Source organism: Ignicoccus sp. (assembly GCF_056435145.1).
On record NZ_JBWNMZ010000022.1, the window covers coordinates 1 to 13,769 of the forward strand.

12 protein-coding genes and 1 rRNA gene are annotated in these 13,769 nt (G+C 52.1%); 8 read left to right on the forward strand and 5 right to left on the reverse strand.

All coding sequences use genetic code 11. From position 1 onward, the window contains the following. Nucleotides 1–4 precede the first annotated feature (4 nt). The 3 genes from rrf to AC1HCZ_RS07170 all read left to right on the forward strand — a co-directional run bounded on the left by rrf (nt 5) and on the right by AC1HCZ_RS07170 (nt 1,488). Nucleotides 5–103: ribosomal RNA gene (gene rrf, locus AC1HCZ_RS07160) — 5S ribosomal RNA — on the forward strand. A 384-nt stretch (nt 104–487) separates the two neighbouring features. After that, the gene (locus AC1HCZ_RS07165) at nt 488–1,045 is read left to right on the forward strand and encodes a hypothetical protein (protein WP_479462859.1); all 558 of its coding nucleotides are present in this window, start codon (nt 488–490) and stop codon (nt 1,043–1,045) included. Between the two features lie 38 nt (nt 1,046–1,083). Next, on the forward strand, nt 1,084–1,488 hold the full coding sequence (locus AC1HCZ_RS07170; protein WP_479462860.1) for an OB-fold nucleic acid binding domain-containing protein: 405 nt from the start codon (nt 1,084–1,086) through the stop codon (nt 1,486–1,488). 298 nt (nt 1,489–1,786) lie between these two features. On the opposite strand, the gene AC1HCZ_RS07175 is transcribed toward AC1HCZ_RS07170, so the two are convergent. Together AC1HCZ_RS07175 and AC1HCZ_RS07180 are read right to left on the reverse strand one after the other, a co-directional pair. Next, entirely contained in the window at nt 1,787–3,451 is a 1,665-nt protein-coding gene (locus AC1HCZ_RS07175; RefSeq protein ID WP_479462861.1) for a multiheme c-type cytochrome, read from the reverse strand. A 106-nt stretch (nt 3,452–3,557) separates the two neighbouring features. Further along, the gene (locus AC1HCZ_RS07180; RefSeq protein WP_479462862.1) at nt 3,558–4,223 is read right to left on the reverse strand and encodes a dihydrofolate reductase family protein; all 666 of its coding nucleotides are present in this window, start codon (nt 4,221–4,223) and stop codon (nt 3,558–3,560) included. Nucleotides 4,224–4,307: 84 nt separating this feature from the next. Here AC1HCZ_RS07180 and AC1HCZ_RS07185 point away from each other — a divergent pair, with 84 nt between their 5' ends. Genes AC1HCZ_RS07185 through AC1HCZ_RS07195 form a run of 3 tightly spaced genes read left to right on the forward strand, consistent with a single transcriptional unit; the run spans nt 4,308 to nt 6,715 of the window. Beyond that, a complete protein-coding gene (locus AC1HCZ_RS07185) occupies nt 4,308–4,826 on the forward strand; it encodes a hypothetical protein (protein WP_479462863.1) in 519 nt (172 codons plus the stop codon). Further along, nucleotides 4,816–5,259 (forward strand): RNA-binding domain-containing protein, encoded by a 444-nt coding sequence (locus tag AC1HCZ_RS07190; protein WP_479462864.1) that lies wholly within the window; start codon nt 4,816–4,818, stop codon nt 5,257–5,259. Before AC1HCZ_RS07185 ends, AC1HCZ_RS07190 begins: the two co-directional genes overlap by 11 nt. Continuing rightward, a complete protein-coding gene (locus tag AC1HCZ_RS07195; RefSeq protein ID WP_479462865.1) occupies nt 5,210–6,715 on the forward strand; it encodes a B12-binding domain-containing radical SAM protein in 1,506 nt (501 codons plus the stop codon). Before AC1HCZ_RS07190 ends, AC1HCZ_RS07195 begins: the two co-directional genes overlap by 50 nt. Here the strand turns inward: AC1HCZ_RS07195 and AC1HCZ_RS07200 are convergent. The 3 genes from AC1HCZ_RS07200 to ilvD all read right to left on the reverse strand — a co-directional run bounded on the left by AC1HCZ_RS07200 (nt 6,705) and on the right by ilvD (nt 9,674). After that, nucleotides 6,705–6,884, reverse strand: coding sequence for a hypothetical protein (locus AC1HCZ_RS07200; RefSeq protein WP_479462866.1), 180 nt, complete (start codon nt 6,882–6,884; stop codon nt 6,705–6,707). The genes AC1HCZ_RS07195 and AC1HCZ_RS07200 overlap by 11 nt on opposite strands. Nucleotides 6,885–7,008: 124 nt before the next feature. Continuing rightward, nucleotides 7,009–7,209: a hypothetical protein gene (locus AC1HCZ_RS07205; RefSeq protein ID WP_479462867.1), complete on the reverse strand. Its 201-nt coding sequence runs from the start codon at nt 7,207–7,209 to the stop codon at nt 7,009–7,011. A gap of 806 nt (nt 7,210–8,015) precedes the next feature. After that, nucleotides 8,016–9,674, reverse strand: a complete 1,659-nt coding sequence (gene ilvD, locus AC1HCZ_RS07210) for a dihydroxy-acid dehydratase (RefSeq protein WP_479462868.1) — start codon at nt 9,672–9,674, stop codon at nt 8,016–8,018. A gap of 100 nt (nt 9,675–9,774) precedes the next feature. Here ilvD and AC1HCZ_RS07215 point away from each other — a divergent pair, with 100 nt between their 5' ends. Further along, on the forward strand, nt 9,775–12,369 hold the full coding sequence (locus AC1HCZ_RS07215) for an MMPL family transporter (RefSeq protein ID WP_479462869.1): 2,595 nt from the start codon (nt 9,775–9,777) through the stop codon (nt 12,367–12,369). Nucleotides 12,370–12,416: 47 nt separating this feature from the next. Next, complete coding sequence (locus AC1HCZ_RS07220; RefSeq protein ID WP_479462870.1) at nt 12,417–13,769, forward strand: RuvB-like helicase; 1,353 nt, start codon at nt 12,417–12,419, stop codon at nt 13,767–13,769.

Consider the following 13,769-nt stretch of genomic DNA (forward strand, 5'->3'; position numbering starts at 1 on the left):
GGCCCGGCCACAGCGACCGGGCAACACCCGGACCCATTTCGAACCCGGAAGTTAAGCCGGTCGCGCGGGGTCCGGCGGTGGCGTCCGAGAGGCGCCGCAGCCGCCCCGTGCTGGGACCGGGCCTCTACCCTCTCCACCAACTACCAGCTCGCAACGTCTCCCTTCCCCAACGTCCTAGGGGTTTAGTCCCTTCCGCACGAATAACAATCCTCCGTACACTAACTTGACTCTTATCAGACGCAGCTCCTTCCGGGAGACCGCGTACGGGTACTGACTGGTAAACGCGGACATCGACGGCGCGAGGGGCTCCACGCGTCATTCCAAACCAGAAAGACTGCTACTACAGTACCAATACGTTAAGCCTTGCGTAAGACAAACCTCAAACTCCACAAGCTGTCCGTGATAGGGTGGAAGGCTGTCACGAAAGACCGGCGTCGCCCTGCCGCCGTCTTTTAAGCGATTAGGCCGTCAATGACATTGGTGACCCTTGAAGAGGGAGTTACACGAACTGCTGGACGACGAGGGCATAGCTAAGAGACTTTTCGTAACCAATGGCGTGGACTCCCTCTTGTCTACAATAGGAATAATCACTGGAACTTACGTTACGACGCACGAACTAGACCCAAAGGTCTACTTGGGTGCGTCCTTAGGAGGAACTATGGCATTGGGACTTTTGAGCGGCTTTGTGGGAGTTTACATAACTGAAAGAGTCGAGAGGCTCAAAGAACTGTCAGAGATGGAGAAGGAAGTAATAGGCAGTTTAAGGAAGTCGGTCTACGCTAAAGCTGCCAACTATTTAGCCCTTTACGTGGCGCTCTGGAGCGCTCTAGGGAGCTTAGGACTGCCCTTGCTCGCCCTCTCCCCGTTCTTCTTTGCTTTGTTCTTTCACTTCAACGCAGTCTACGCCTCATTGCTCTTAGCCTACGCCGAGCTGACGTTGCTGGGTCTCTACGCCGGGCGCGGACTCAAGTCTGCACTAATATATTTAGCGTTGGGCATAGTCGCAACGGCCGTGGCTACCGCGCTGGGGCGCCTCTTGATATAAAAAGGGAGCTCGCGCCTAAGTCGTGTGGGCGCTCGGATTTGGACAAAATTAAGGATTTGAAGGAAGGTAAGAGCGTAACCATAAGGGGCCGCGTCCTAGAAGTCGGCGAGAAAAAGGTCGTCAACACTAAGTATGGGCCCGCAGAGCTCAGCGAGGCGGTAATAGGCGACGATACTGGGAGGGTGAAGGTCACCTTGTGGAGGGACAAGGCGGGCTCATTGGAGGTAGGGGACGTTGTAGAAATAAGGGATGGGTGGACCACCTCCTACAAGGGAGAGGTCCAAGTTAACGTTAACAGAAGGAGCGAAATAATCAAGATTGAGGATTCAGAGGCCCCTGCTCCGGAGGAAATACCGGAAGAGAGGCCTAGGAGCACGGCACGCGTAAGACCTTCACGTTCTTCTTCCTCACGAAGACGAGAAAACAACCGTCCCTCCCCTTAACCTTCAACTTGTTTCCCTTACGCTCTAGCACTTCAAACGCCTTGAGGAACTCCATTCCCTTATCTGATAGCGCGTAAGCTCTTCCTTCCCTCCGGAGGTATCCGGCTTTCACGGCGTAGTATACTAAGGTCTTGGTTCGGGAAGAGGGCAAGTTCAAACATTTCGAAAGTTCGCCTACCGTGGAGGTATTCCTTCCGGAACACAAGAGTAGGGGGAGTAACCAGAGGTCCTTCATTCCAGGGGTAAGTAAAAAAAGGTTCGTAAAAATATTATGTCTTATTTTCGGTGGTGTGCACCCTTACCCAGTAGCGCCCTTGGCGGCCTCCCAGAGCTTCAGTAGCATCTCCATTTGGGCTATGTCCTCAGTAAGCCTGTACCAACCTCTCTTGAAAGTGTTCCAGTCCGGTCCCATCATCGCGGTACCGTACCTTATGCTGTTGCCGTAGAACAGCCAGCTCTCGACCCACAACTTCTCTATGTACTCGTCGAAGAGCGTTACTGGCTTCTTCAAGTCCACGTGCGCGAGGCCGCTCTGCCAGGCCTTCAGTAGCAGTACTGTGGTCTTCAGAGTGGCCTTGTTGGTCTCTTCTACTTGGGTGTCCAGCAGCTTCATCCTGTACTCGGCGTACTCCTTGTTGTGGCAAGCCGAACATATCTTGATCATCTGCTCCTTCCTCTTGGCCATCTCGGCCTCGCTTATGAGGCCGGGGCTGCCGTCCGGAAGCGTCGCGTACACGAACTTGCCGGTTCTGATGTCGGGCGCTAAGCTTATCGGCATCGGTAGCTTCACGCCGACTAACGCCTTGGCTATTGTGAGTCCTTTCTTCGCGAGGACTTCAGCAGTGCTCTCGGGCATTGCTACAACGCTGAGCTTGAAGTGTGCTCCGGTCCTCGGCATTGGGTGGGCGTATATTAGGCCGAACAGCCTGACCCACAACCTGCTGTCAATGTTGTGGGTCCTTTGGGCTATGACTTCTCCGGTTACCGGGTTCACTAGTAAGCTCATGTGGCACGTAGCACAAGTGGGTGCAGTAAAGTCGGCTCCTGGCTTCCAGGCGGGGTTCTTCATATTGTACATCTGGTGGTGCATGAGCCATATGTTGCCGTGCTTGCTCTCCTTCCAGACGTTGAAGGCTGGTACGTCAGGGTCTAGGTGGCACTGGCCACAAGTGTAGGGGCTCCTGGCTATCGCTATGTCGAAGCTGTGCCTCGGGTGGCATGCAGTACAAGCTCCCCTGCTCCCGTCGGGGTTGACCCTGCCGACGCCGTGGTTGGGGTAACCCTCGTACTTCACCAGAGTGACCGGTATGCCGTTGACTATGGTGTCTACGGTGCCCTTCACCTTGACTACGGTTCCGTGGCACTCAAGGCAGCTGATCGCTTGGCTAGTCTTCTCGCCTCCTACAGTCTTGCCCATACAAGTGAAGGTGGTGCTCGCGTTGACCAGTGCGTGGTAGATCGGGTTGTGCATTAAGTTGTAGTAAGCCCATGCCTTGCTGCTTTGGGAGTATTGTTCTACCTCAGTCCTATGGCAGACCGCACAGTCGTTGGGGGTTACTATCGGGTGTATCTTGAATCCGAAGTGGTCTATGGTGTCAGGATGCTTATCAGGGTTAAGGCTGTGGCACTCGTAGCAGCCCACGACTACGTTCCTTAGGTGGGCTGGTATCTCGTCCAGAGGGGTGCTCACTTCCCTCTCCAAGGATGGCTTTTGCCAAGCTTTGGCCGGCGTCATGTGAGCCATTTTGCTCTTGAGCCAGTCCGCTACTATGCCCGGAGTGACGCTTATGTGGCAGCTCAAGCACGTCTTGGTCTGCGGGCTTACGTTCTTGAGCGTGGCGACCGCTTCTTGGAGGTTTATGCTGGTTGTGCTTTCTCTGCCCATCATCATGTGCATCATTGGGCCCATGGGCATAGCGAGGAGGGTCGCGACCAGCGTCAGAGCCAGCAGTGCGCTCCTCATGACCCCTCTCCTCGGGTAGTGGGGATTTTCAGGCCGTTTAAAAATATCTTCCATATAGGGCAAGACGTCGGTTCGAGGCGGCTGGTTACCCGACCATTAAATCACTTTAAATAGGAGCATACGGATTTCGAGTCCAAGTGATGTGAATGCACCTGCCACATTCGCAGAACTTGGCGGCAGACGGCTCGAAGTCCGGCGACTCGCGTACTTCGTCAAACCCCTCTCCTTCAAACAAGCTCGTCCCTGCCCCTAAGACCTTACCTACGTAAGTTATTTCCAACGTGTTTATGTACTTCAATAAGCTCCAGTTGAGCCTCCCCCCGCCCTCGACCAAAACCTTCCTCACTCCCCGAGAGGCCAGCTCCTCGAGGGCCCTTCCCCAGTCTACTTCGGGCCCCTTTCCCGCAACTATGAACAGAACTCCTAGCGATTTCAAGTATTTGAACTTCCATTCGTTTCTCCTTATGCCGTCAAAGGTAGTAACAACCACAGTAGTCCAAGGCCATTCTTTGAAAAGCCTCAAGTCGTGCGGCACAGAGAGTCTCCCGTCGACCACCCCTCTTAAGGGCTGGCGTTCGCACGGCACTCTCTTTACGAACAAGCTTGGATCGTCTGTCTTGGCCGTGTTTGCGCCAACTAAGACTAAGTCGGACCAACACCTCCACTTGTGGAGGAGCTTCAGATCGTTTTCACACGACAACTTGGAGTCCCCGGACTTGGTGGTTATTCTTCCATCCAAGCTTGCGGTAGAAAATATTACGACTTCTACCACACAAAACCCCTTTTTGGGACTCCGCTGGGGGTAAGAATATCCGTGATCTTCCTTGGTGGGATTAACGGAACCGGAAAAACCACCTTGTGCTTAGAGTTAGAAAAAGGGTGGGGAATTAAGTGTTCGAAAACTTCGCAGCCATGTTACGGGGGCGAGGACCTCATTGCTTTTGAAATATACGCCCTCAATAACACAATGTTCAACGCTAGGGGAGACGTAGTAGACGAGTCTCCTCTGACACACCAACTGTACTTGGCGGCTATAGCTGAAAGTCTAAGCTTAGTTCCCGAGGAGGACATAACTCTGAGGGAAGTAGAGAAGGGTATAAGTATGACAGTACGTAAGTTAAAGGAGGAGAATCATAAGTTTGTGTGGCTAACGGCCGACCCAGTTGTCATTCAAGAGCGCTTGAGGAAGTCGAGGATCTGCAGGCGCAGGCCGTTCGTAGAACAGAGGAACTTCTTACTGGGTACTCTGAAGTCGCTAGAGGGGCGAGCGCTCGAGGAGTGGAAAGAAGAAGGCCTTCTGGACATGGTTATAGATACCTCTTCAAAAAACGCTAAAGAACTAGCGGAGGAGGTGGCTAATCTCCTTGAGGATTAGGGTTGAGGCCGAGGTTAGGCCAACGGAAGACCCAAAGAAGGTGCTGAGGGCGCTTAAGAACTTGTTTGATATGGAGTTCGAACTAGTCGAAAGGGGTAGAGGTTGGGCGAGCTGGGTGGGAGAGAGCGAGGACCTAGCTTCTTTATTTCCCTTGAAGAAAGCGATCCAATCGAGGGCTGTGGATGAGACCTTTTACAGATACCTAAAGAAGTTGAGCAAGGGCTCGCACCGCTTTCTGATATTTAAGTTGAACAAGCAAGCAGCCTACGCCGGAGTCCCCTCGCTTGCGGAAGAGGACGTGGAGTCTCCCTTAGGGGCCATCACGGTCGAAGTAGAAGCCGAAGACGTAATGAGAATAATAGCTTGGTTGGCGGGGAAGGAAAGTGAAGTCGGAGGACGTCACGAAGATCAATCTCTGCAACAAGACCGTTAGGGAGTACAACCCAATACACAAGTACAACCCAAGGAAGGGCACTCGCGTCGCCCTCTTCTACCCCGCTCCCTACTCGGTGGCTTCCCAAAGCTTGGGCTTCCAGCTCCTCTACGCTTACTTCGTGAGCCAAGGTGTGAGGACTGAAAGGTTTACCTACGATTCTTGCGGAACAGCCTTGGAGACGGGCAGGCCACTAAGAGACTTCGACGTAGTTGTAGTATCGTCGTCTTTCGAGTTAGACTACTTGTACTTGTCGGATTACCTAAGGGAGTACGGTCGCGAAGGGCAGAAAGTGATAGTAGGCGGCCTCGCACCGACCTCCAACCCAATACCTATCTTGGACTTGGCGACATACGTGATACTCGCGGATGTGGAAGTGGCCGCTCCAAAGGTAGTTGAAGCCTTGTTCAGCGGCGACTGGGAAAAGTTCGAGTCTTTGGAGTTCGTAGTAACTGACGTGAACGACGAAGGGAAGAGGGTGTATGCGCAAATAGCCGAGGGACCGCTGCTTTCGGCCCAGTTCGTGCCATTAGACTTCGATCCTCCTTGGGGCAAGGGGTTCCTCGTAGAGGTGACCAGGGGGTGCCCTTGGAGGTGTAACTTCTGCCTCGAAGGGTGGGTAACCAAGCCCTTCCGTCAAAGGAACGTAGGACAAGTTAAAAAAGCGCTTACTAACGTGAATTGGCCATTTAAGAAGGTTATAACAATCTCATTGAGCCTCGGGAACTACACCTCTGTGAACGAGTACTTGGACGCATTGCTCGAGTTAAGGAAGAAAAGAAAGGTCCAAGGCTCCGTGCCCAGCTTGAGGCTGGAGACGGTTACAGAGGAGATGTTAAAAAAGGTCAAAAGATTGGGTCAGAAGACCGTGACCGTTGCGCCCGAGACGTTCAACCCCCTGAAGGCTCGCGTGCTGGGGAAGGGTTATACGCCCGAAATCTTTAAAGAGAAAGTGAACGTCTTTAAGAAACTAAACCTAAAACTGAAAGTGTACATGATGGTCGTTCCTAGGGAGCCCTCTAAGGTCACAGAAGCGGACGCTGAGGTCCTGAGGGCAACCGCACCGGGCTCACACGTCTCGGTAAACCCCTTGGTGCCCAAACCTTGGACCCCCCTCCAAGGGGCTCCCATTCCGGACGAGAAGGAAGAGAGGGCCTTGTCCGTCTTCTCTGAAAGGCTTGGTAAAGTGGACTTGTACCCGGTCAACTGGGCCCGCCTTCAGGCGGCGTTAGGCCTCGCGAAAAGACCCTTGGGCAAGTACCTAAGTCCGACGTCCAAGCCGGAAGATTTACTGAAGGAGTTAAACGAAAGGGGCTTAATATCGTTGAAGGAGTTGGAGAGGTGGAGAACCGATTGGGACGAGCCTTGGTTGAAGTTTAAGATAGGAGACTTGAAGGAAATAAAGAGGCTCGGCGAAGAGAGCTACGACGCTTGGAAGGATCTGGTCAGCTCGTGAAGATCGGGGAGCATTTCCTCAGCACCTTTGCAAGCCTCTTCGGGTCGCCTACCAGCCTTAAGCCGAACTCTTTCGCTACTTCTCCAACGCGTTCGGTGTAAAGAACTTCAGAAGGACCTATATAGATATCCTCAAGTGAATACATTATCGCGACGGCCCTCTGCCCCATCTAGCTGAGGGCCATACTTACGGACAAGTTGTTTGTATCTGTTTAAAGCTTCTTTGCTAGCTCGGAACATTGCCAATTAGAGTATACGTTGTATTGCCCGAAATCACGAATTTAGGCATATTTTCTATAGTGCTGTGGCTCTCTTTATTGAAGTGGAGCTTTCGGCGCGCGGTGCCCACATTATAGACTCCCTCGGGATTAGTTCCGTCAACCTCTCGTAGCAGCCCATCTCGGGATCAGGTAAGTCACGCTTGCCCACTACGAGGACGCATCTTATCTTACCTTCGTTTACTAGGTCTATTACCTTGTCCAGGAAAGGTAGCACGTTTGTGTGATAAAAAGTATGTGATAAGCTCGTCTCCTTCCTCGGGAGCTTCGACGTCTCCAAGGCCCTCTTTGGCGTAAGCCTCTCATCGAGGTGGGTGCCCCCAAGTCCGGTACGCTTGTGGCGAAGGTCTTGTTCACTTACGCAGAGTATGCTGGGGACAGTTGCTCGCGACATATTGTAAGGCCTCGGTAACTGGGCGGGCCCCTCTTCTGGTAGGCCCGACTACTGCTCCAGTCGCTGTAGCAAAAGCGAGCTAGGAACATCTTTGACTAGGTATAGAACCTTTATTTCTAGATCTATATCCGCTCTTGACAGTTCGCACAGCTTCGAACGCGCTGGGAGAACTCTACACAAGTTTTTGGCGCTTCCACAGCTTCTGCATCATCTTCCCATCTTCTAAGATCACTATATAATGATAAAGATCATTTTAATAAGTTACCTTTGCTAAAATCAACCTCTGTTAAGCTTTCTACGAAGTAGATGTCTAGGGGAGTAGCTTATCCCGTAGTCGACCCTAAGTTATGCGCGTGGTAATAGTAAGCTGATACGCCCTTAAGGTCACATATATGAGAATCTCTTAGAGCGACCGTAGGTCGACGCCCCTGTCACGTACCTAGGAAGCGTACCCCCTTAGTGGTACACCCATGGCGCGCTAGTCGTAGAGCATGTGAGTTTCTGCCTTCGTCGCGGAGAGTCCTTCGGAAAATCACAGAAGGTCGAGAGAACGATCTTTCAACGCATCTACGCTCACGTTTAACCTTATCGAACAGTGTCAAAACTAAATAGTAGCTAGCTGTTACTGCTCAGTACTCCAAAGCCCCGCCTTTGTCCGCACTCAAGGCCATCTTTGCGTACCTCCTCAGTATGCCCCTCCTCAGAGGTTTCAACTTCGGTTTCCAGCGCGCCCTCCTCTTTTCGAGTTCGTCTTTGCTCACGAGAAGGTCTAACTTTCTCTTTTCTATGTCTATTATTATTTCGTCTCCGTCTTGGACTAGCGCTATCGGGCCTCCGGCCGCGGCCTCTGGGGAGACGTGACCGACCGCCGGCCCTCGGGTTGCGCCGGAGAAGCGCCCGTCGGTCACCAGCGCTACTTTGTCGCCTAGGCCGAGCGCCATTACGGCCGCGGTAGCGGTTAGCATCTCGCGCATGCCGGGCCCCCCTCTGGGGCCTTCGTACCTTATCACTATCACTGTCCCGGGCTCTATCCTGCCCTCTCTGATAGCCTTTACGGCCTCCTCCTCTTCGTCGAATACTTTTGCTACCCCCTTGAACTTCCAGAGCTCCCTCTTCACGGCAGACGCCTTGACGACAGCTCCGTTAGGCGCCAAGGAACCCTTGAGGATCGCCAAGCCCCCGAATGGACTGTAGGGGTTGTTCAAAGGCCTTATCACTTCTCTGTCCAAGACTACGGCGTCCTTGACGTTCTCCCATACGGTTTTGCCGGTTACCGTTAAGGCGTCCTTGTGTATAAGTCCCGCCTCTCCTAATTCCTTCAAGACGGCAGGTATCCCACCGGCCTTGTCCAAGTCCGTTACGAAGTGTTTGCCGGAGGGCGATATGGATGCTATGTGTGGCACCTTACGAGATATTTCGTCGAACACGTCGAGGGGCAAGTCTATTCCTAGCTCGTAGGCCAGCGCCTCTAGGTGAAGCACCGAGTTAGTAGATCCGCCCAAAGCCATGTCGACTGCTATAGCATTTTCCAGAGCCTTTTTGGTCAATATTTTGTCCGGAGTGAGCCCCTCCTCGATCATTTTTACTATCCTCATTCCCGTAAGTTTGGCGTACCAGAGCCTCCTCGACTCCACGGCTGGCACGGTAGAGGCCCCGGGCAACATCAGCCCCATAGCTTCCGTGAGCATGTTCATAGTGTTGGCTGTGAACAGACCCGCACAGCTCCCCGGACCGGGCAGCGCGCTTTCCTCTAACTTCCTCAATTCTTCTAATTTATCCTCCTTAATTAGGACGTTCATTTTTTCCATAAGATCTTTGAAGTCTATGCGATTCTTATTATAAGTTCCGGGCATCATGGGCCCGCCGTTGATAAGTATTACTGGAACCTCTAGCCGGGCAGCGGCTAACAAGAAGCCTGGCGTTATCTTGTCGCAGTTCGTAACCATAACTACCGCATCCAGCTTGTGCGCCTCTACCATTATCTCGACGGTGTCCGCTATAACCTCCCTAGAAGGTAGGGAATACCTCATTCCCTCGTGGCCCATTGCTATCCCATCGCACACGGCTATGGTACCGAACTCTAGCGGAGTCCCTCCGGCCATCCTTATCCCGGCCTTCACCGCTTCCGCTACCTTGTCTAAGTGAACGTGGCCGGGGACTATCTCGTTCCAAGAGTTCGCGACGCCTATCAGAGGCCTTCTCAGCTCCTCGTCTATAAGTCCAGAGGCCCTCCACAGCGCTCTGTGAGGTGCATATTCCGGCCTCAAGAACACGTCGCTCCTCTTCAAATTTCCAGAACCACCCTCGCTCCCACCAGGAATCTAAAACTTGTTTGCGGCGACGCTTAATGTCAAAAACCCAACTGCGCTTTCCACACCGGGTAGCGACTTGAAGAGGACTGTATTTTGGATTGTCGTTGCCATAATTGCGGCGCTGTTTGCCGCTCAACTCGACAAGGTGTTGGTCTATAGTGAGACAGCCATGCTCCCGGAGAATTCAGAGTCATATAAAGCGAAGAACATCATAAACACATACTTTAGAAACTTGACCAGCAATACCCTCTTGTTCGTGATATTTAACGTTAACGTGACAGATAGTAAGGCTTGGAACTGGTATTGGACCTTAAAAAATAAAACGAACGTAAACATGTCTAGCATTTACGATATTTGGAAGACCTCCGAGAAAGGGCTGAAGAAACTATATGATGTGTCCAAAGATTTCAAGAACATGTACAAAGGCTTGGGAGAGGGCCTCGCGAGCCTCTGGGCTGCTGCGGACGTGATCCATTACATTATGGTAATTAATGGCCTATATGGTATGGGCAGAGACGAGGCACTCTCCACGTTCCAAGCGCTAGTTTACGGGACTCCGCTGGAGAACATGACTGACTTAGCCGGGCTCCTTTACGACCTCATAACCTCCAGCGGGAAGGACCCCACTTCCGTGGACGAAGGCTTCACTTTAACCGCAGCTTATCGAAAACTCAAGTCAGAACTTAAGTCAGAATACGCTAAGGCTTACTTAGACTGTCTATATAAGGAACTGATCGGCACGATTAAGGGGAAGAAGTATTGGTTGGACTATCCTATGGACTTTGAAAATTTAAAGAGCAAAGCAATAGATCACATAAATACCGTAGAACCTAAGTCTGTTAAGTGCTTCTCGAGATGGTTTGCGGCGAAGGTCGGGCTACCAGAGGACGTAGTGGACGAAGTGGTCTTCTCCGCTTACAAGGGCGAAAGGGTAAACCTCCGAGAGTTGGCGTTAAGGGTTATACTGGCTAAGAAAGGATATATAATAAGAACCTTGTTTGTCTCGAGAGACTGGAAGGCCACAACAATAAGATTATCTACAAATGACTACGACGAGGCTACGAAAATAAAGAAAATAGCCGTAGAACTCGGAAAAGGTATAGTATCCAAGGCATATCTATTAGGACAGAAAGTAGTGAGCGTGGAGCTTCAAGAGGCTAACATAGAGGACGCCCGTAGAGTCCAAGAGTTGAGCCATGTCCTAGTGATGTTAGTATTATTCTTAATTACAAGGTCTTTAGTCGCCAGCATAATACCGTTCATAGTTGTTGGGATCGGAATAATAGTTGGTATGGCGTTGGCGTACTTTGTAGGACTAACCTTCCCTATATATCACATAGCCAAGACTTTGATGATAACAACAGGGCTAGGGCTCGGTATGGACTACAGCATCTTCATACTGGCCAGATTCAAGGAAGAGGCCACAAAGGGTCTTTCGTCCAAAGAGGCGGCCACGATTGCGGCCAAGCGCGCCGGCCACGCCGTGGGGGTTTCGGCCATCGCAGCGTCCTTGGGATTCGCGTCCCTCGCGCTGTCGGGAACATTGATGTTGAACAGTATGGGCTTGACAATACCCTTGGTAGTTATCGCCACTGCAGCTACGGCTATAACTCTTCTTCCCGAAGTGCTCTCTAAGATCGGGGAGAAAAGGTGGTTCTGGTGGCCAGGGAAGCTGACGGTAAGGGAGGAAAGGCCGTTCGAAGGAAAGCCTAGAACCTCGGTCTTAGTGCTCGTATTCGTGATAGTCTTGTTAGTTACTTTGTATTCGTTGATGTTCTACGTCAATTACAAGGGTAGCAGCGATACTACGCTTTTCTTACCCGAGGGAACCGAGGCCTACGAGGCGCTTCAAGAGTTCGCCAAACGCTTCCCTCCCGGCGCTTGGGGGCCAATATATCTCGTCTCGTTCAATTGCAACTACCACGAACTCACAGAAAGCCTGAAGACCAATCCCGCCGTAGCGGCGGTGATCACGCCCGAAGATTTGCCAAGCTTAAAGAAGGACGACGTTGGCTTAACAATAGTAGTACCTAACTCGCAGCCATTTAGTGAAGAAGCAATGGAGTTGGTCAAAGAGATTAGGCGGGTGCGCGGGGACGAGCGCTGCTTGGTAGGGGGCGTCCCCGCTGAGCTGTACGATACCAAAGTAATAGTAACAAGATCGTTCTGGAATAAGGTAGCGCCCTTCGCAATAGTCGCTACGATGTTTGTGTTGATAGTAAGCACGCGCAAGCTCTCCCCAGTGGTTAGCGCCGCCTTCAGCTTAGTGGCCGCAATCTCTTGGGCTGTAACGCTATCGCACTACGTCTCGGTACAGATGTGGAGCTCACCGCTGTACTGGATAACTCCTCTAGTGGCGTTCGTAGCCACCTTGGGTATAGGCACGGACTACAACGTCTTCTACATAAGTAGAGTCCTCGAAGAGATGGAAAAGAACGTCAAGAACGCGATATGGGCCCCAATAAAGGTCGTTGCGCCTATAATATTGGGGTTGGCAAGCGTGATGGCGTCAGCATACTTGGGTATGCTAGTTGCACGTTCAGTCGCACTGAGGCAGATGGGATTGACACTCGGACTCTCAGCACTCTTCGCTGCCGTTAATGCAACCTTGTTGAACCCGATAACCTTAAGCATTATAGCTATGATAGTCGGTCTGTTGAAGAGGTCATAACCCTATACACTTTTATAGAACCGTTCTCCCCGATATCGGGGATATCCATGGTAGAGATCAAGGAAGTGAAGGAGTTGCCGAAACGCGAGGAAGTTAGAGTGGGGTTCCACACCCACATCAAAGGCCTCGGCCTCGACGAGAAGGGAAAGGCTAAGAAAGTGGCTGATGGCTTAGTGGGCCAAGAGGAAGCTAGAGAGGCCCTCGGAGTTGTCGCTCAGATGGTGAAAGAGGGTAAGATGGCTGGCAAAGGAGTCTTAATAGTAGGCCCTCCGGGGACGGGCAAGACGGCTCTCGCAGTGGGTTTGGCGAAGGAGCTTGGCGAAGATACGCCGTTCGTAGCAATGGGAGGCTCAGAAATCATGGGGAGCCAGAGGAAGGGGGAGCTACTCATGCAGGCCATGAGGAGGTCCATAGGAGTAAGAGTGAAGGAAAAGAGGACCGTGTACGAGGGGGTCGTGAGGGATATAAAGTACCGAGTTAGCCGTCACCCCTTCAACCCCTACATCAAGCTGCCTCGGGAAGCTATAATCACGCTTGAGACTACTGATGACAGGGTAACTTTAACCGTTGACGAGGACATAGCAGTCCAGCTAAGGCAGCTAGGAGTTCGAAGGGGTGACATCGTCGCAATAGACGCCGAGACGGGCAGGGTTTACAAGCTCGGCAGAGCGAGGGAGGAGAGCAAAGTCGGCGGGGTAAGGTTGGTCAGAGAAGTCAATGTGCCGGAAGGTCCCGTCAAAAAGGAAAAAGAGATAGTGTACACTCTTACCTTGCACGACTTGGACACCTATTTCGCCGCCCAACAAGCCCCCATCAGTCTGCTGGCCGGCCTGGGTCCCGAGAGCGTCACTGACGAGGTGAGGAAGCAAGTCGACAAGATGGTCTCCGAGTGGATAAAGCAAGGGAGGGCCGAGCTGGTCCCAGGAGTGCTGTTCATAGACGACGCCCACTTGTTAGACCTAGAAACCTTCAGCTTCTTGTCTAGAGCCATGGAAAAGGAGTTAGCACCGATAATAGTTCTCGCCACGAACAGAGGGAAGGCCAAAGTTAGGGGTACGGACGAGGAGGCCCCTCACGGGATACCGCTCGATATGTTGGACAGGCTACTAATAGTTAGGACTAGACCGTACACTCGAGAGGAAATTGAGGAAATACTAAAGATCAGGGCGGACGAGGAAGGAGTCGAGCTCTCGGAGAAGGCATTGGAGAAGCTGGCCGAAATAGGCGAGGCGAGGAGCTTGCGCTACGCGATAAACTTGTTACAGCCCGCATACACAATAGCTAAGATGAACGAGAGGGAAACCGTGGCCCCCGAGGACGTGGAGGAGGCTACGCGTAAGTTCGTCGACGTCAGAGAGAGCGTCCACTACGTAGAACAGTTCAAGGACAAGTTCCTCTAG